The organism is Lachnospiraceae bacterium, assembly GCA_025758065.1.
In the GTDB taxonomy this organism is placed as follows: domain Bacteria; phylum Bacillota; class Clostridia; order Lachnospirales; family Lachnospiraceae; genus Enterocloster.
This window is the reverse complement of record CP107199.1, coordinates 763947-781257: the sequence shown is the minus strand read 5'-3', so window position 1 is coordinate 781257 and position 17311 is coordinate 763947. Positions and strand designations below refer to the sequence as shown.

The following is a 17311-nucleotide window of genomic DNA, read 5'->3' as shown; positions in this document are numbered from 1 at the left end:
GGTATTTTGCGGTGATTAACAGAAGGTGAGGGGGAATATATGAGACTCTTATACGAGTTATCCTGGTTATGGGAGATGATGGGTATCGCCATGGCTGCTGCGGTTGTCTGTGTAGCTTGCGCTGCGCTGATCTGTAAGGCAGCAAAGAAGAAACTCAGCAGGAAAGTGATAGCAGTTGTTGCTGCTGCGGCGTTTGCGGGCGCTGTTTTGGCAGTTATTCTAATCGCACGGACACCTATGCCCCTTTGAAAACACTGATCCACTTATACGGTTTAAGATAAAATTAACCCCATTTTTCCAGGAAATGTGCTATACTATCAGCACAGCAGTTACCAAGGAGAAAGGCGGGGAAAAGTATTATGAACAAGGTGATTACAGTGAGCCGTGAATTCGGCAGCGGGGGAAGAGAACTGGGGGTGAAGCTGGCGGAGACACTGGGGATTCCTTTTTATGACAAGGAACTGATCTCTATGGCAGCAGATGATATTAATATTGCAGAGGAAGCGTTCCGTAAATACGATGAGCATGTGATAGAGGATGATCCTTTAGATCATAAGATCCATCATTCTTTTTCAGAGCTGTATAAAGTGCCTATGTCTGATCAGATCTTTGTGGCTCAGTCTAATGTGATCCGCAGACTGGCTTCCCATGGTCCCTGTGTGATCGTAGGCCGCTGTGCAGATATGATACTGGAAGACAGCGTAAACATTTTCATTTATTCAAAAATGAAACAGCGCGTAAAGCGATTAATGGAACTGGAGCCGGAAGAAGGCGCCAATGAAAAAGGCATGGAAATGAAGATCCGTGCCGTTGACCGCAAGCGCCGGGATTATTACCAGTATTATACAGGAAATACCTGGGGAAGAGCCCAGAATTATCATCTTTGCGTGGACAGTAGCTTGGTTGGTGTTGATGGCTGTTTAAGGGCTGCACTGGCATATCTGGAAGATGTATGCAAAGATGAAGAAAAGCCGGAAGAGAGTGGAAATGCAGCTGTATAACGGATAAAAAAATATCAGATCGTAATTAAAAACGGTGAATAATTCCCGTCCATAAGACTCATAATAAGAACGTGCAAAAGAAGTACAGATCAAAAAACAGGTGAGTCCATGGAAAAGCCGGGAAAGAAACTGAAGAAATTTTTTATTATAATAGGAACTACAGGAATGGTGTATGCAGGTCTTAAATATCTGCTGCCCCTTGTAGTTCCTCTTTTATTAGGCTATACACTGGCTCTGCTGCTTCGGCCGTCAGCACGTTTTTTGCAGCACCGGATCATAATATGCGTATTTGGAAAAAAATGGAAACCATCACTGGGATTGCTGGGAACGGTTCAGCTGCTGATCCTGGGAGTGCTTGGCAGTTTTATGTTGACTATGGGAGTCCGCCGTCTCTGGGAAGAGACTTCTACCCTGATGGACCAGCTGCCGGTATGGCTGGACGGGCTGTATTTCTGGATCGAGGAAAAATGCTTTGGGCTTGAAAAGCGGTTTGGCTTTGATCCGGGATGGGGAATCCGTGTGGCAAGAAGCATGATCGAAGCAGGAACAAAATATGTGAAGGAAAAAACAGTGCCATCTTTGATGATGGGCTCTTATTATACAGCTGGAGTTATAGGTCGTATTGGATTTATAAGTTTATTTACTTTCTGCAGTGCTATTTTAAGTTTACAGGAAATGGAAGAGCTGAAAGAACGGCGGGACCGGTCTGTTTTTAGCAGGGAGTTCCGCCTGATCGGAGACCGGCTGGTAAGCACTGGGAAAGTATGGTTTAAAAGTCAGGGGATCATATTTTTGCTTATTTCATTTTTGTGTACGGCAGGCATGTTCCTAGTGGGAAATCCGTGTCCCGTACTTGTGGGAATGGGGGTCGGGATCATGGATGCTTTTCCAGTGCTGGGAGCGGGAACGGTGCTGATACCATGGGCAGTCGTTGAGGTTGTAATGGGAAAGTGGAAAACAGCGTTGATATTAGCCGGTTTATATCTGATCTGCACCCTTATACGCCAGTTTTTGGAGGTACACCTGATGAGCGGACAGATGGGGCTTTCTCCTTTTGAAACTTTAGGAGCAGTGTATGTAGGACTTAAGTTGTTTGGGATAACGGGGCTGTTTCTGGGACCACTGGGGTTATTGCTGATCGAGGATATGACAGAATTATTGCTTACTCAGCCTGTAAATGGAAAGACACAGAAGAATGGAACACGTCAGCTGTAACACGGGGGACGGCAACCCGTTTTCAGCCCATTGACAAAACTCCCGTTCTGACGTAAAATCGAAAGGAAATGACGAAGATCAAAGAGAATCTATGAAATTCCATGAAAAGGCGTTGAAAGGGATCATTAAGTCAGAAAGCCCGTTACAGAGAGAGGAACACTGGTGGAAGTTCCTTACGAAAGCGTGACCCAACCTGCCCTGGAGCTCTGTATGATAAATACAGCGAAATTCCCGCGTTAAGGGATAAATAAGAGGGTTTCTGCCACAGATTATTTTGCAGGAACTAAGAAGGGTGGTACCGCCGAGTCATTCGGTCCCTTGCAGTAAGTTTTATGCATGGGATCGGATGGCTCTTTTTGATGATACCAAAACATGAGTAAGTAGCTATTTTTTGTAAAAAAATGAGCGGATTACGAATGGTTTGAAGATTGTGAGAGCATGTAGTGTGTAACAATCTGGTATCATGGATTTCAGAAAGAAAAGTATATAGAATGTAAAAGGAGAAAAATCATGGCAGACAACAAAAAAATGGTAGAAGCGATCACATCCATGGATACCGATTTTGCCCAGTGGTATACCGATGTGGTTAAAAAAGCAGAACTGTGCGATTATGCAAGCGTAAAGGGATGTATGGTCATCAAACCGGCTGGATATGCGATCTGGGAGAACATCCAGAAAGAATTGGACCGCAGATTTAAGGAAACAGGTGTACAAAACGTATATATGCCTATTTTCATTCCAGAAAGCCTGTTAGAGAAGGAAAAAGACCATGTAGAAGGTTTTGCACCGGAAGTTGCATGGGTAACCCATGGCGGATTGGAGCCACTTCAGGAGAGACTTTGTGTAAGACCTACTTCTGAGACTCTGTTCTGCGATTTCTACGCAAGAGACATCCATTCTTACCGTGACCTTCCAAGGGTATACAACCAGTGGTGTTCTGTTGTCCGCTGGGAGAAGACAACACGTCCGTTCCTTCGTTCCAGAGAATTCTTATGGCAGGAAGGACATACTGCCCATGCAACAGCTGAAGAAGCAGAGGCACGTACCATCCAGATGTTAAATGTATATGCTGATTTCTGTGAGCAGGTATTAGCTATCCCGGTTATTAAGGGACAGAAAACTGACAAGGAGAAATTCGCAGGTGCAGAGGCTACTTACACCATCGAATCCCTGATGCATGATGGTAAGGCATTACAGTCCGGTACCAGCCACAACTTCGGTGACGGATTTGCAAAGGCATTTGACATCCAGTTTACTGATAAGGACAATACATTAAAGCATGTTTACCAGACTTCCTGGGGTATGACAACACGTATGATCGGTGCTATCATCATGGTACATGGTGATGACAATGGTCTGGTCCTGCCTCCAAGGATCGCTCCTGTGCAGATCATGGTAGTTCCGATCCAGCAGAAGAAGGAAGGCGTATTAGACAAGGCCTTTGAGTTAAGAGACCGTCTGATCAAGTCCGGATTTTCTGTAAAGGTAGACGACAGCGACAAGAGCCCAGGCTGGAAATTTGCTGACTGCGAGATGCGTGGTATTCCGTTAAGGGTAGAGATCGGACCTAAGGATATGGAAAATAACCAGGCTGTCCTGGTACGCCGCGATACCCATGAAAAGACTATTGTTTCTTTAGACGAGTTAGAAGCAAAGGCAGAAGAGCTGCTTGATACCATCCAGCATGATATGTTAGAGAAGGCAAGAAAGCACAGAGATGCCCACACTTATACCGCTTTAGGCTGGGATGAGTTTGTTGAGACCATTAACACAAAGCCAGGTTTTGTAAAGGCTATGTGGTGCGGATGCCAGGAATGCGAAGACAAGATCAAGGAAGTAACCGGCGCAACTTCCAGATGTATGCCATTTGAGCAGGAAAATCTGTCTGACAAGTGCGTATGCTGCGGAAAGCCAGCTAAAAAGATGGTTTACTGGGGAAGAGCATATTAATATGAAAATGAATATCCCGGAACCTGCAAGAAAGATCATTGACAGGTTAAATGAACATGGTTATGAGGCCTATGTAGTAGGCGGCTGTGTCCGGGACATGATCCTGAAAAGAGAGCCGGGGGACTGGGATATCACCACCAGTGCCAGACCGGAGCAGGTGAAGGCTCTCTTTACCAGGACACTGGATACAGGCATACAGCATGGCACTGTGACCATTATGGTTGGAAAAGAGGGATATGAGGTAACTACATTCCGGGTGGATGGCGATTATACAGATGGCCGGCACCCGGATACTGTTACCTTTACCCCTTCTCTTGAAGAAGACTTAAAGCGCCGTGACTTTACCATCAATGCCATGGCTTATAATCACAATACGGGTCTGGTGGATATTTTTGGCGGAAGGGAAGATATTGAAGGCAAAGTCATTCGCTGCGTTGGAAATCCAACGGAACGCTTTACAGAGGATGCCCTTCGCATCCTGCGTGCTATCCGTTTTTCTGCCCAGCTGGGATTTGAGATTAAAGATGCTACGCGACAGGCAATCACAGAGATTGCCCCTAATCTGGTCCATGTAAGCAAAGAGCGTATCCAGGTGGAGCTGACCAAGCTGCTGTTAAGTGACCGACCGGAAGCTATGAAGCTGGTATATGAAACCGGCATCAGCCCTTATGTTTCAGAAACATTTCACAAAATGGGAGAAATGATAGGGGATATGCCTGTTACGGTTCCTGCAAAAAAGTCCCTTCGCTGGGCTTTGTTTTTAAGAAAAGGAACACCGGAGCAGGCAGTGCGCATTTTACGGGATTTGAAACTGGATAATGATACTATTTACCAGGTAAAGGTGCTGACCGGGTGGATAGAAAGGTCTATTTGTGGAGAGATCGCCCTTCCAGATGAAATGTGTACGCGGGAAAACGCAGCGGAATTGGAATTTATGCCGGGTGCTGAAAGTAAACCCCAGATCCGCAAGGTCATGAGCCAGATGGAGCCGGAACTGTTTGATGATCTGTTAAATATTAAGCTGTGTCTGGCAAAGTCGGCGGCAAAGGATAGTCAAAGTGTGGCAGTAAGGCAGTTAGAGAATATTTGCGCACTGCGGGATGAGATCCGCGCTGACGGCAACTGTATTTCCTTAAAAATGCTTGCTGTTACTGGAAATGACCTGATAAAAGCTGGAATGAAGCCGGGAAAAGAAGTGGGGCAGACGCTGCATCATTTTCTGGAACTGGTTTTAGATGAGCCGGAGAAGAATGATAAGGAATATCTTCTGGAAATTCTGAAATTGGAGTTATATGATCGCAAAATGTAAAGCATTTAATATTTTTGTGAAAGAATATGCGATAGAATAAAATGGATAAAATAGTCTGCTTTAAAGAATATGAGTCACTATGTTTTACAAAAATATTTAGGCTTATAAAAAATAATCATGTATGTTTTTACTTAATTTAAATGATGTATGCGTATAAAAACATTGCAATATTTACAAAGGTTGACTATAATATTTGGTACAGGATGTTCTTTCGAGGTTTTCTGTATTCGATTTTGTGAGAAGATTTTTTGCCAGTTGTGCTCGAATTTTTGAGGCGTACGCGGCGCGTATGTTGATGAAATTCGGGTGCAAGTGGCGGAAAATCTGCCACAAAGGCGGGTGCAGAAAATCCCGAGAGGACATCACAGTTCAAAGGAGGATTTGAAAAATGAAATTGATCAACACAGAAAAAGCACCAGGCGCAATCGGACCTTATTCTCAGGGTTTTGAAGTAAACGGTATTGTTTATACTTCCGGTCAGATCCCAGTAAATCCAGCTGATGGCACTGTACCAGAAGGTATTGCTGCACAGGCTGAGCAGAGCTGCAAGAACGTAGGAGCTATTCTGGAAGCAGCAGGAAGCGGCTATGACAAAGTTATCAAGACCACCTGCTTCTTAGCAGATATGGGTGATTTCGCAGCATTCAACGAAGTATACGCTAAGTACTTTACTTCTAAGCCAGCTAGAAGCTGCGTAGCAGTTAAGTCTCTTCCAAAGGGTGTTCTTTGCGAGATTGAAGCAATTGCTGAGAAATAAGTAATAGTTGTAAAATGAAAATGGCTGCAGCTTTCTGGAAGCTGCAGCTTTTTTGCTGTAAGTAGTCAGAAGGGTGGTTTAAGCATGAAGAATAACATCATGATCATGAATTTTAGCGGAGTTTATGAAATGCAGGGGCTGAAGACGGCGCTGGAGAAGAAAGTGGACAGTGTGGTGGCAGAGGCAGAGAATATGGCTGCAAAACCAGTGATCACCCAGCTGGATTTCCAGGACATTCCTGGAACCAACTGTTATTGCGATAGTCTGGCAGAGGAAGAGATCGGAAAGAGGATCATTCCTTTTGGGCCGGAGGGACTGCATTTTTTAGACTCCGGCAATTACCATTATCTGACAAAGCTGTGGCTGGAGTTGGTAAAAGAACCCTTTGAACTGTTAGTATTTGACCACCATACTGATATGCAGTGTCCGGCCTTTGGAGGGATCTTATCCTGCGGTGGCTGGATCCGGGAAGCACTGGAGACCAACGATAATTTAAAGCATGTGATCCTGGTAGGACCGCCACAAGCTGCCATGGAAGAAACGAAAAAAGAACTGGCAGAAGATGGGGAAGAACTGTTGGGGAAAGTAACCTGGATATCTGAGGAAGAATTTCTTCAAAATGTGGAAAAGCCGAACTGGATACAGAAACTTTGTGGACAGTGTAATGTGACCGGCGCAGAAGCTGATGAAAAAGAACAGCTCCCATTGTATATCTCCATTGATAAAGATATTTTATCAGAGTCTGAAGGAAAGACCAACTGGGATCAGGGAAATGTGGTTTTGGACCAGGTTTTGCAATTTATAGATGTCTATATGCAGCAGACACCAGGCAGACAGTTTATTGGCATGGATATTTGCGGGGAAGACCCGGAAGCAGACAACGAGGAAGTCCAGACAGTGTGCCGCAAGACCAGTGAAAAGATCTGTGGTTTTTTCCTTTGTTAAGTTTCATGTTAAGAATGTAAGCTGTTTAATAGAAAATGAAAGCCATTGTGTATTTGGAAGCAGGCTATCGGATTCCGGAGGCAAGTGAAGTATTAAAGAGATGTCAGGGCACGCATTTATTCTCCAAAATAAGTTGAGTGTCAGTCTCTTTTGTATTGGAATATACGGGCTATTTATTAATCATAATATTATGCAGACTTGAAATGTAATGACGTTTGCGTTACACTATAGGCAGTAGGAGGTGTTATGTTATGGAAAAAACAGCTACATTAAATTTAAGAGTAAATCCCACTGTAAAAGAGCGTGCAGAAGCAGTTTTATCAAAACTGGGAGTTCCTATGTCAACGGCTATTGATATGTATTTAAACCAGATTTCCCTTACTGGCGGCATTCCGTTTGCAGTGACATTGCCAAAAGCTCCGGATGTGATCAACGCAGATCTGATGACAGATGAACAGATTCATGAAAAACTGCAAAAAGGATATGATGATATGCAGGCAGGAAGAATACAGGATGCAGCCAGTGCATTTGCAAAGTTCAGGGAGAAGCGCTGAGAATGGATAAATATAAAGTGCAGATCACACAAGAAGCGTTGGCAGATATGGAACAGCTTTATAATTATATTGTAGTTACATTGTTAGCACTAGAAAATGCAATGAGACAGTATAACAGGATTGCAGATGCAATTTTAAGGCTGGATATATTGCCAGAACGTTTTCGGGAGATAGGATCGGAGTTTGGGCGTGCTGAAAAATTACGAAGAATGGTCGTGGACAATTATTCAGTATTCTATGTGATACAGGAAGAAAGTGTTATTGTGACGAATGTACTTTATAGTGCGTCAGATATTGAATATAGATTAAAAAAGTAAAAATGTAATAGATTTCCCCGCCAGATCAGCGGGGATTTTTGCTATAGATTTTAAAGGATTTTCCAGGCCACCAAAGCCAGAATAATCAGAAAAATCACATTATAAAGTGTAAATACCTTCATATAACGTCCGGTATGTGCATTTTCTGTTCCTACATAAAAACGATAGGAGATCAGACTTGCTAAAGATGCGATCAGAGTTCCCAGACCGCCGATATTCACTCCATACAACAGAGAAATGACCTGGTCAGTGAAGCCTGAAAGAAGGATGGCAGCAGGTACATTGCTGATGCACTGGCTTAAAAGGATCCCGGCGCCCAGTTCCCGGCCCCGGATCAGTTTATGGAGCAGATCAGATACTGCGGGAATGTTTTGCACATTTCCTATAAACAGAAAGAAAAAAACAAAGGTTAAAAGAAGAAAATAATCTGCTTTTTGAAACAATGTCCGATTAATAAAAAGCAAAGTTATAAGGACGAGAACCAACATAACAGGATATGGGATCAGGTGGGATACACATCCAAGGCAGGTCATAAAAAGTACCAGATAAACAGCTAATTTTTTCGGTTCAGGCCGTTCAGCCGCAGTCTGGGAAGCGATGTCTACTGGTGTAGAGGGGAGCATACAGGCTGCAGCAACCAGCAAAACCAGAGACAAAGCTGTAAGGGGGAACATGCGTATTAAAAAGGTTCCTGTGGAAAGGGAAAATGCAGAAGCCAGATACAGGTTCTGGGGATTTCCTACAGGTGTGAACATGCTTCCCAAATTCGCGCCAATGGTCTGCAAAACAATGGTGGAGATCAAAAGCTTTTGCTGTCCGGCCATAGTCAGTATCATAATGGCAAAAGGAACAAAGGTAAGCAATGCCACGTCATTGGTGATGAACATGCTGGAAAAAAAGCATAACAGGGAAAGCACCAGTATTAATTGCCTTGTGGTATGTACTTTTGTAAGAAGTGCAGAGCCGAGGCAGTGAAAAAGACCGATGCTCTGAAATCCAGCTACAACCAGCATCAGGCTGAAAAGCAGAGACAGAACCCGAAAGTCGATATATCCCATATAAGCAGCAGAGGGATGTACAAAAAACGCGGAAATAAAGGCTAAAGATCCGGCGATACATAATACAGTTTCTTTTTTAAAAAAGCGGATGCAGGTGTTTATAAAAGTTTTCATAAATAACAGTTCCTTCGCAATATTCAATAAATAAATCTGATCTATTTAAAATAAAAGTATACAGCATATGGAAGGATTTGTAAAATTAAAACAAAAATGGTATACTTTTGTATTAGTTCATTCAGAGACAATGCAATGAAGATGAAGGGGTACGGTTGTATATGGATATCGACATTGAAAAGCTGACGTGTGGGATACAGCTGACAGATATAGAAAGAAATGTTTTAGAGTATCTGCTGACACATCTTGATCAGGCTTTAAAGTTAGGAGTACGTGGTGTGGCCCGGGAAAACTTTACGTCCACATCCACAGTTATGAGGCTTTCACGTAAACTGGGTTATAATGGTTTTATTGAGATGTATTATAAACTTTTGGGAACTGTGGGTGGAGTTAGCCGCGGTTATGAAGTAAATGAAGATTTTATCAGTCATTTTGCTGGAAGAGAAGCTATATCCTTAGAAAACTATCAGAATCTGCGCAGGGCAGCAGAAAAAATCTGTGAAACCTCTGATACCGTATTTATCTATGGAATGGGTTTTTCATCGATGATGGCAAATTATCTGGGGAAAAAGCTTCTGGTTTTAGGTATTAAATGTATCTTGTCAGATGGGGCAGATTCTATTGGTATTTTTGAAAATAATATGGAATCTATAGGTGTTTTTATTGCTTTTTCAAGATCAGGGCGTTCGCCTCATGTACTGAATCGGGTAAGGACAGCAGAAGAAAATGCTATTTTTACAGTAGGATTTACACATGCGGGAGATAGTCCTTTAAAAGAGTACAGTGACTGTGTGATCGAAGTAGAAGACGATAATCCTTTAGATGACAGGAATATGAAACCTACTCTGTACTTTGCAAAAACAATGATGATGATCGAACTTTTGATCTATGAATATTATCGGATTTCTATAAAATAAAAGCATATTTATATAATTTCATACAATTCTGTGAAACGTGTTACGTAATTGGGTAACACGTTTCCTTTTGGTCTGAAAATCTGTACTTTTTCCCAGTAAGCTGTATAATTCCAAATATCACCACGTGGAATAAAAAACATGATATTTTACAGATAGTGAATATTATGTTGGAAAAATGGAGAGAGGTAACATGAAAGAAAAAGTAATGAGTGCTATGCAGTCCTTTTCAAAGGCTATGTTCATGCCTGTGCTGATCCTTCCTATTGCAGGCCTTCTGATCGCGGTGGGAAATGTTTTGACAAATGCAAGATTAATGGAGATTCTGCCATTCCTTGATAATCCGGTTACAAAAGGATTTGGAACGATCCTTTCCGGGGCACTGGTAGCAATACTTAATAACCTGGGACTGATATTCTGTACCGGTATTGCAATCGGACTTGCAAAGAAGAAAAAAGCGGAAGCTGGATTTACAGCACTTCTTGCATTCCTGGTATTTATCAATGCCATGAATAAATTCATGGGACTGAGAGGAATGTTAGTAGATGCTGATGCATTAAGAGGAAGTGGCCAGGCGGTAGTTTTAGGAATCCAGATCCTGGATATGGGTGTATTCCTGGGAATCATTCTTGGATGTGTAAGTGCCTATGTGCATAATCGTTTCATCGATACAGAATTTAACAATGCATTCCAGATTTATGGGGGCGCAAGATTTGTATTTATCGTTCTGATCCCGGTTATCATCATTCTTGCAGTTGTTCTTACTTATGCATGGCCTCCTGTACAGATGGTGATCGACAGCTTAGGATATTTCATCAACAGAACCGGAAATTTTGGTATTTTTATTTATGGAGCATTAGAACGTCTTTTGATCCCTACAGGCCTTCATCATCTGGTTTATACACCATTCCTGTATACAAAACTGGGTGGTACAGAACAGATCGCAGGCCAGGTATACGAAGGATGCCGAAATATTTATTATGCAGAGATGGCAGATCCGTCTATTTCAATTTTATCGTCTTCTGTAGTATGGGATGCAAGGGGACTTTCAAAAATGTTTGGTCTGGTTGGCGCGTGCCTTGCAATGTATCACACAGCAAGACCTGAAAATCGTCAGAAGATCAAAGCAATTCTGATCCCGGCAGCATTTACATCTTTTATTGCCGGTGTAACAGAACCGATTGAATTCTCTTTCCTGTTTGTAGCGCCGATCTTATTTGTAGCTCATGCAGTATTAAGCGGACTTGGAATGGTAGCATTTAATATATTAAGTTGCCGCGCCATCGGACCAAATGGATTTATTGATTTCCTTCTGTATAATATCCCGTTAGGAATCGGAAAGACACATTGGCCAACTTATCTTTTAATAGGAATTGCAGAATTTGTTATTTATTATTTCTTATTCCGTTTCCTGATCACCAAGCTGAACTTAAAAACACTTGGCCGCGAAGATAATGGAATGGAAATGAAACTGCATACAAAGGCAGAGTATAAAGAAAAGACAGCAAAGGCATCTGCAGAAAAAACAGCAGCATCTGACAATGGGGAGATCAATGCAAAGCTGATTGTAGAAGCATTAGGCGGTCCGGACAATATTGAAAAAGTAGATAACTGTTTTACACGCCTGCGTCTGATTGTAAAAGACAGTTCACTTGTTAAGGATGAGGTTTTAAAGCAGCAGACAGGAGCTGCAGGTGTATTTAAGAAAAATGAAACGGTTCAGGTAGTTTACGGTCTTCAGATCAATCAGGTAAGAAAGGCAGTAGACAAGGAACTGGGCTTGGATCAGTAATAGAAGGGAGATCATAAAAATGAACGGAAAAAAATTTAATGTAGTGATTGCCGGAGGCGGCAGTACTTACACACCAGGAATTGTAAAAATGATGCTGGAGCATCAGGAAGATTTTCCACTGGATTCGGTAACACTTTATGATAATGATGAAGAACGTCAGGCGGTTATAGGAGAAGCACTTGAAATATTAATGAAAGAAGAGGCTCCGCAGATTCATTTTGCATATACAACTGATCCAGAGGCTGCATTTACAGGAAAAGATTTCTGTATGGCACATATCCGTGTAGGAAAATATGCGATGCGCAGACTGGATGAGCGAATCCCAATGAAATACGGCGTAGTTGGCCAGGAAACCTGTGGCCCAGGTGGAATTGCTTATGGAATGAGAAGTATTACCGGCATGCTGGAGATTATTGATTATATGGAAAAATATTCTCCGGATTGCTGGATGCTCAATTACTCTAATCCTGCATCCATCGTTGCGGAGGCCTGCCGTGTATTAAGACCGAATGCAAAGGTGATTAATATTTGTGATATGCCAGTAGGTACCAGAAGAAGAATGGCATATATTGTAGGAAAAGAATACGATGATCTGGATGTACGTTATTTCGGGCTGAATCATTTTGGCTGGTGGACCAGTGTAAAGGACAAAACAACTGGCGAAGATTACATGCCTAAATTAACAAAGTATGTTGCGGAAAATGGCTATCTTACCCAGAAAGCAATTGAAACACAGCATATGGATGAAAGCTGGCAGGCAACACACAAAAAAGCAAAAGATCTTCTGGCTCTGGATCCGCAGTTTTTGCCCAATACGTATTTAAAGTACTATATGTATCCGGATTATGTAGTAGAACATACAGACCCAAACCACACTCGTGCAGATGAAGTTATCGAAGGCAGAGAAAAAGAGGTGTTTGGTGCTGCAAGAGAGATAATCCGCAAAGGAACTGCTACAGGTGGTGAGTTTACTGTTGATAATCATGCTGCTTTTATTGTATCATTGGCAAGAGCGCTGGCTTATAATACACATGAGATCATGCTGTGCATTGTGGAAAATAAGGGTGCCATCAGCAATTTTGATGACGATGCTATGGTAGAGGTTCCCTGTGTTGTAGGCTTTAATGGTCCGGAGCCTATGAGTCAGGGTGAGATCCCAACATTTGAAAGAGGCATGATGCAGGAACAGCTGGCAGTTGAAAAACTGGTTGTACAGGCATATGTAGAACACAGCTATTTGAAGTTGTGGCAGGCACTTACCTTATCGAAAACAGTTCCCAGTGCTTCTGTAGCAAAACAGATTCTGGATGATCTGATTGAAGCCAACAAGGATTACTGGCCTGAATTAAAGTAATCGGGAGGAGCATATGGGTTTATTTAACTGGCTGAAAAAGGATCCGGAAATAAAAAAAGCAGAATTTGTATCTCCAGCAACAGGAAAAATAATTCCTATAGAGCAGGTGGAAGATGAAACATTTGCTTCTAAAATTCTGGGAGATGGTTTTGCTGTGGAACTTACAGATGGCGAAGTGATCGCACCATTTGATGGTGAGGTAACTGCAGCATTTCCTACAGGACATGCCTATGGTTTAAAACGTGAAGATGGTTTAGAATGTTTAATCCATATTGGTTTGGATACAGTAGAATTAAATGGTGCCGGATTTGATGTAAAGGTAAAACAGGGGGATCAGGTAAAACAGGGACAGCTGCTGGTAAAGGTTAATCTGGAACAGATAACAGGCGCTGGTAAATCTCTGGTATCACCGATCGTATTTTCAAGTGGAGCAGCATTTACGTTGTTGAAAAATGATTCAGCTGTGAAGGGTGAAGAAATTTTACATCTTGAATAGTAGTTATAAATTGATACGGTTGATCAATAGCTTAGTTATAAACAGGAGTTATCCAAATAATATTTTTCGGATAGCTCCTGTTTTTGTTTTTTTGCTATATTTTCTGCACTTCCACCAGATTGGTATGCTGTCCATTCCCTCTTGCAAATGGAGTGGGGCGCTGGGAAGTGAGTACGTTAATGGAACCCCGGGTATCTACACCGTTTTCATCGGGTGTATACCAGGTGCCCTGGGAAAGGGTGGTGACACCTTTGGCTACCCGGTCGGTGATCTTAGCAGGGATCTTTACCTGACCACGGTCATTGTATACAAGGACCATATCGCCATCGTTAATACTGCGGGCGGCAGCATCTTCCGGGTGGATCCAGAGTTTTTGCGGATCCAGTTTGCGTAAATTTAAGTTATTGTCATGGACTGTGTGGGTGCGGCATTTGCTGTGCCAGCCGGATAACTGAAGTGGGAAGCGCTTTGTCAGCGGGTCTTGCGGGCCTTCCGGCGGTGCTACGTACCGGGGAATAGGCGGCATGAAATCTTTCATAGGAGTTTTCCATAATTTGGTGGAAAACAGCTCGATCTTTCCGCTTGGTGTGGGGAATGGGTAATGCTTTGGATCTTTTACTTCTTTTTCAAAGGAAATGGGATAATGCCCTTCTTCAAATTTATAAATGCCTTTTTCACGGAATTCATCATATTCCGGGAGCTCCGGTTCGCTGGTGCGAAGATCTTCATAAATATAACTCATCCACTGGCTGTAATCACGGCCTTCTGTAAATTCTTCTTCTAAGCCGATCCCCTTTGCCAGTTCCCGTATCCATTCATATTCCGTCTTACATTCATAAAGAGGTTCAATGACCTTATTATTAAATCCAAGAAATTCTGTAAATTTCCATGGTTTGGTAATGTTTTCCTCTTCAAACATGGAAATCCCCGGAAGGAGCAGGTCTGCAAATTTGGCACTGGCTGTCATAAATAAGTCAGAGCAGACAATAAATTCGCACTTAGACGTGTCTTTTAGCAGCTTGGCGGTGCGGTTAATGTCACCGTGCTGATTTATAAGGGTGTTGCTTGCCAGGTTGAAGATCATTTTTATATTGGAATCCAGTGCAATATCCTTTGGATCATCAAAGATCCCCTGATCGCAGGTGCGGATGCCATCATATTCATGCATTTCCTTACCGTGGTCTATTGCATCAGTCCAGAGGAAAACAGGAAGTTCCCTGTTATAAGGGTTATCCGGTACCGGGAATTTCGGCAGCTTATGGGTAGAACAATCTCCGGATCCGGCTGCAGAGCCGCCGCTGATCCCTACATTTCCAGTAAGGCAGGTAAGAAGGATAACGCCACGGGCGCTTTGCTCGCCATATGCATTTCGCTGTGCACCGTATCCCTGGATAATAGCAGCTGGTTTTGTGGTAGCATAGCGGATAGCCAGTTCCCGGATGGTGTCAGCTGGAATGCCAGTGATCGTTTCACCCCATTCAGGTGTCTTTGGAATGCCGTCGTTTTCACCCATTAAATAGGAAAGGCAGTTAAGGGACGGATCCACGCCTTCTGGCATATGGGCTGCGTCAAAGCCAAGACAGCATGTATCTAAAAATCCCTGATCCTGAAGCCCTTCTTTTATAATAAAGTATGCCATGGCATCAGCCAGAGCACTGTCTGTAGCAGGGCGGATGGGGATCCACTGGGCATCTAAGGCCAGGACGGTATCATTTTTTCGCGGGTCAATGACAATAACAGGAATACCGGCAGCTTTTGCCTTCTTCAGGTAGAACATGGAACTGCTGTCAAAGCGGGTTTCTGCAGGATTGTGCCCCCAGAGGATGATCAGCTGGCTGTTTAACCAGTCGGAAGGATGTGTTCCGGTTTCGCTGGTGCCGTAGGTGATGTCTGTTGCATTACGGATGCAGGCAGAGCTGTAGGAATTGTAGCTGCCAAGATAACCTCCGTCTAAGGCCAGCAGGCGGCGCATTATGCGGTCCCCCCGCATAACAGCGCTGATTCCGCAGCCATCATTCACATAGCGGGAGCCGGGTCCGTAGGTATCCCGGATGCGGATATATTCAGAAGTAAGGATATCCAGGGCTTCTTCCCAGCTGATGCGGGAAAATTTGCCTTCCCCACGTTCACCGGTCCGTTTCATAGGCCAACGCAGCCGGTCTTCACCTAAAAATGTTTTATGGTAGTTTAAGCCTCTGGCGCAGGCACATAAGGGAACGGGATGTTCTGGTGTTCCCGTTGTTTCTGTGGAAAGTTTTTCAATAATACCGTCACGGACGTGGGCATAGATGATGCAGCGGCCACCGCAGTTGTTCCGTCCGGTTGTGGGGATGATCTTTGTTTCGCTCATAGGGTGTGACGCCTTTCTGTAATAAATGGTGAGTCCAAAAAGTTGTTTACGCATTAGAGTATAACATAACCGGGATCTGCTTGTTATAGGTTTTACCTATAGCTAGATAAAGATTTTATGAAATAGACAGACTAAAAGGGATGTGCTAAAATGCAGACTATCAAAAGAAACACAGGAAACAAATAAAAAACAAGCAAGTGAGATCAGACCACCGGGGCCTGGTCAGGAGAGGAGACAAATATTATGAAGAAAAAATGGTTAACATTAGCATTAGCAGCAACAGCAGCAATTACTGTTCTTGCAGGATGCGGCAGCAAGACAGCAGAGACAACAGTAGCAGCAACTGAGGCAGCAACTACAGCAGCAGCTTCTTCTAAGGCAGCTGAAAGCAGTGCAGAAGAAACAAAAGCAGAAGCGGCAGCAGAGGGAGAAATTCCTGCTCCGGAAGGTGATGACAACAAGATCGCTATCGGTGTAACACCAGTTCCACATGCTGAGATCGTAAATGATGTAGTAGTTCCAAAGCTTGAAGCAGCTGGATGGACTGTAGAGGTAGTTGAGTTTAATGATTACGTTCAGCCTAACACAAGCTTGGAAGATGGCGAGATTGATGCAAACTATTTCCAGACTATCCGTTATCTGGAAGAGCAGAACAAGGAAAGAGGACTTCATTTAGTAGAAGTTGCAGGCATCCACTTAGAGCCAATGGGCATCTATTCCAAGAATTACAAGAGCCTGGAAGAGCTTCCTGACGGAGCAACCATTGCAGTACCAAACGATGGATCAAATGAATCCAGAGCTATTAAGCTGTTAGCAGACAATGGACTGATCACTCTGGCTGAAACAGAGGATCTTTACAACCTGACCAGCATTGCAGAAAATCCTCACAATTTCGAGATCACTGAGCTGGATGCAGCAAACCTGCCAAGATCCCTGGACGATGTGGATGCAGCAGTTATCAATGGAAACTACGCACTGGAAGCAAACTTAAATCCTGAGAAGGATGCTTTAGCAGCAGAGCTTGCAGACAGTGACGAAAGCTATAAGTACATTAACTATCTGGTTGTTAAAGAGGGAAATGAAGAAAGCACTAAGACCAAGGCTCTGATCGCAGCATTACAGAATGATGATGTAAAGAAATACATTGAAGAAAAGTACAGCGGTTCCGTTATCCCGGCATTCTAG

The 17311-nt window shown here is 43.2% G+C and carries 16 protein-coding genes and 1 other annotated feature; of the genes, 14 read left to right on the top strand and 2 right to left on the bottom strand.

The window, feature by feature from the left end:
* The first annotated feature begins 39 nt into the window (after positions 1 to 39).
* From OGM16_03580 to OGM16_03540, 9 genes are all read left to right on the top strand, one after another.
* Entirely contained in the window at positions 40 to 249 is a 210-nt protein-coding gene (locus tag OGM16_03580; GenBank protein ID UYJ47367.1) for a hypothetical protein, read from the top strand.
* 110 nt (positions 250 to 359) lie between these two features.
* The gene (locus OGM16_03575) at positions 360 to 1001 is read left to right on the top strand and encodes a cytidylate kinase-like family protein (GenBank protein UYJ47366.1); all 642 of its coding nucleotides are present in this window, start codon (positions 360 to 362) and stop codon (positions 999 to 1001) included.
* 108 nt (positions 1002 to 1109) lie between these two features.
* Positions 1110 to 2216, top strand: coding sequence for an AI-2E family transporter (locus tag OGM16_03570; GenBank protein UYJ47365.1), 1107 nt, complete (start codon positions 1110 to 1112; stop codon positions 2214 to 2216).
* A 103-nt stretch (positions 2217 to 2319) separates the two neighbouring features.
* Positions 2320 to 2538: a binding site (T-box leader), on the top strand.
* Between the two features lie 188 nt (positions 2539 to 2726).
* The gene (gene proS, locus OGM16_03565) at positions 2727 to 4166 is read left to right on the top strand and encodes a proline--tRNA ligase (protein UYJ47364.1); all 1440 of its coding nucleotides are present in this window, start codon (positions 2727 to 2729) and stop codon (positions 4164 to 4166) included.
* 1 nt (position 4167) lies between these two features.
* Positions 4168 to 5475: a CCA tRNA nucleotidyltransferase gene (locus OGM16_03560; GenBank protein UYJ47363.1), complete on the top strand. Its 1308-nt coding sequence runs from the start codon at positions 4168 to 4170 to the stop codon at positions 5473 to 5475.
* A gap of 388 nt (positions 5476 to 5863) precedes the next feature.
* Complete coding sequence (locus OGM16_03555; protein ID UYJ47362.1) at positions 5864 to 6232, top strand: RidA family protein; 369 nt, start codon at positions 5864 to 5866, stop codon at positions 6230 to 6232.
* A gap of 84 nt (positions 6233 to 6316) precedes the next feature.
* Positions 6317 to 7177 (top strand): hypothetical protein, encoded by an 861-nt coding sequence (locus OGM16_03550; GenBank protein UYJ47361.1) that lies wholly within the window; start codon positions 6317 to 6319, stop codon positions 7175 to 7177.
* Between the two features lie 251 nt (positions 7178 to 7428).
* Positions 7429 to 7731 (top strand): type II toxin-antitoxin system RelB/DinJ family antitoxin, encoded by a 303-nt coding sequence (locus tag OGM16_03545; GenBank protein UYJ47360.1) that lies wholly within the window; start codon positions 7429 to 7431, stop codon positions 7729 to 7731.
* 2 nt (positions 7732 to 7733) lie between these two features.
* Positions 7734 to 8048, top strand: a complete 315-nt coding sequence (locus OGM16_03540) for a type II toxin-antitoxin system RelE/ParE family toxin (GenBank protein UYJ47359.1) — start codon at positions 7734 to 7736, stop codon at positions 8046 to 8048.
* 50 nt (positions 8049 to 8098) lie between these two features.
* Here OGM16_03540 and OGM16_03535 read toward each other — a convergent pair whose 3' ends face one another.
* Positions 8099 to 9220 (bottom strand): SLC13 family permease, encoded by a 1122-nt coding sequence (locus OGM16_03535; GenBank protein ID UYJ47358.1) that lies wholly within the window; start codon positions 9218 to 9220, stop codon positions 8099 to 8101.
* Between the two features lie 161 nt (positions 9221 to 9381).
* On the opposite strand from OGM16_03535, the gene OGM16_03530 reads away from it, so the two are divergent.
* The 4 genes from OGM16_03530 (at position 9382) to OGM16_03515 (ending at position 13776) form a co-directional block, all read left to right on the top strand.
* Positions 9382 to 10137 carry a MurR/RpiR family transcriptional regulator gene (locus OGM16_03530; GenBank protein UYJ47357.1) on the top strand — a complete coding sequence of 252 codons (756 nt, stop codon included), beginning with the start codon at positions 9382 to 9384 and terminating at the stop codon, positions 10135 to 10137.
* A 190-nt stretch (positions 10138 to 10327) separates the two neighbouring features.
* Positions 10328 to 11926: a PTS transporter subunit EIIC gene (locus OGM16_03525; GenBank protein UYJ47356.1), complete on the top strand. Its 1599-nt coding sequence runs from the start codon at positions 10328 to 10330 to the stop codon at positions 11924 to 11926.
* A gap of 19 nt (positions 11927 to 11945) precedes the next feature.
* Positions 11946 to 13280: a 6-phospho-alpha-glucosidase gene (locus OGM16_03520; protein UYJ47355.1), complete on the top strand. Its 1335-nt coding sequence runs from the start codon at positions 11946 to 11948 to the stop codon at positions 13278 to 13280.
* A 13-nt stretch (positions 13281 to 13293) separates the two neighbouring features.
* Entirely contained in the window at positions 13294 to 13776 is a 483-nt protein-coding gene (locus OGM16_03515) for a PTS glucose transporter subunit IIA (GenBank protein UYJ47354.1), read from the top strand.
* A 94-nt stretch (positions 13777 to 13870) separates the two neighbouring features.
* Here OGM16_03515 and OGM16_03510 read toward each other — a convergent pair whose 3' ends face one another.
* On the bottom strand, positions 13871 to 16126 hold the full coding sequence (locus OGM16_03510; protein UYJ47353.1) for a molybdopterin-dependent oxidoreductase: 2256 nt from the start codon (positions 16124 to 16126) through the stop codon (positions 13871 to 13873).
* Between the two features lie 243 nt (positions 16127 to 16369).
* Between OGM16_03510 and OGM16_03505 the strand changes: the two genes are divergently transcribed.
* Complete coding sequence (locus OGM16_03505; protein ID UYJ47352.1) at positions 16370 to 17311, top strand: MetQ/NlpA family ABC transporter substrate-binding protein; 942 nt, start codon at positions 16370 to 16372, stop codon at positions 17309 to 17311.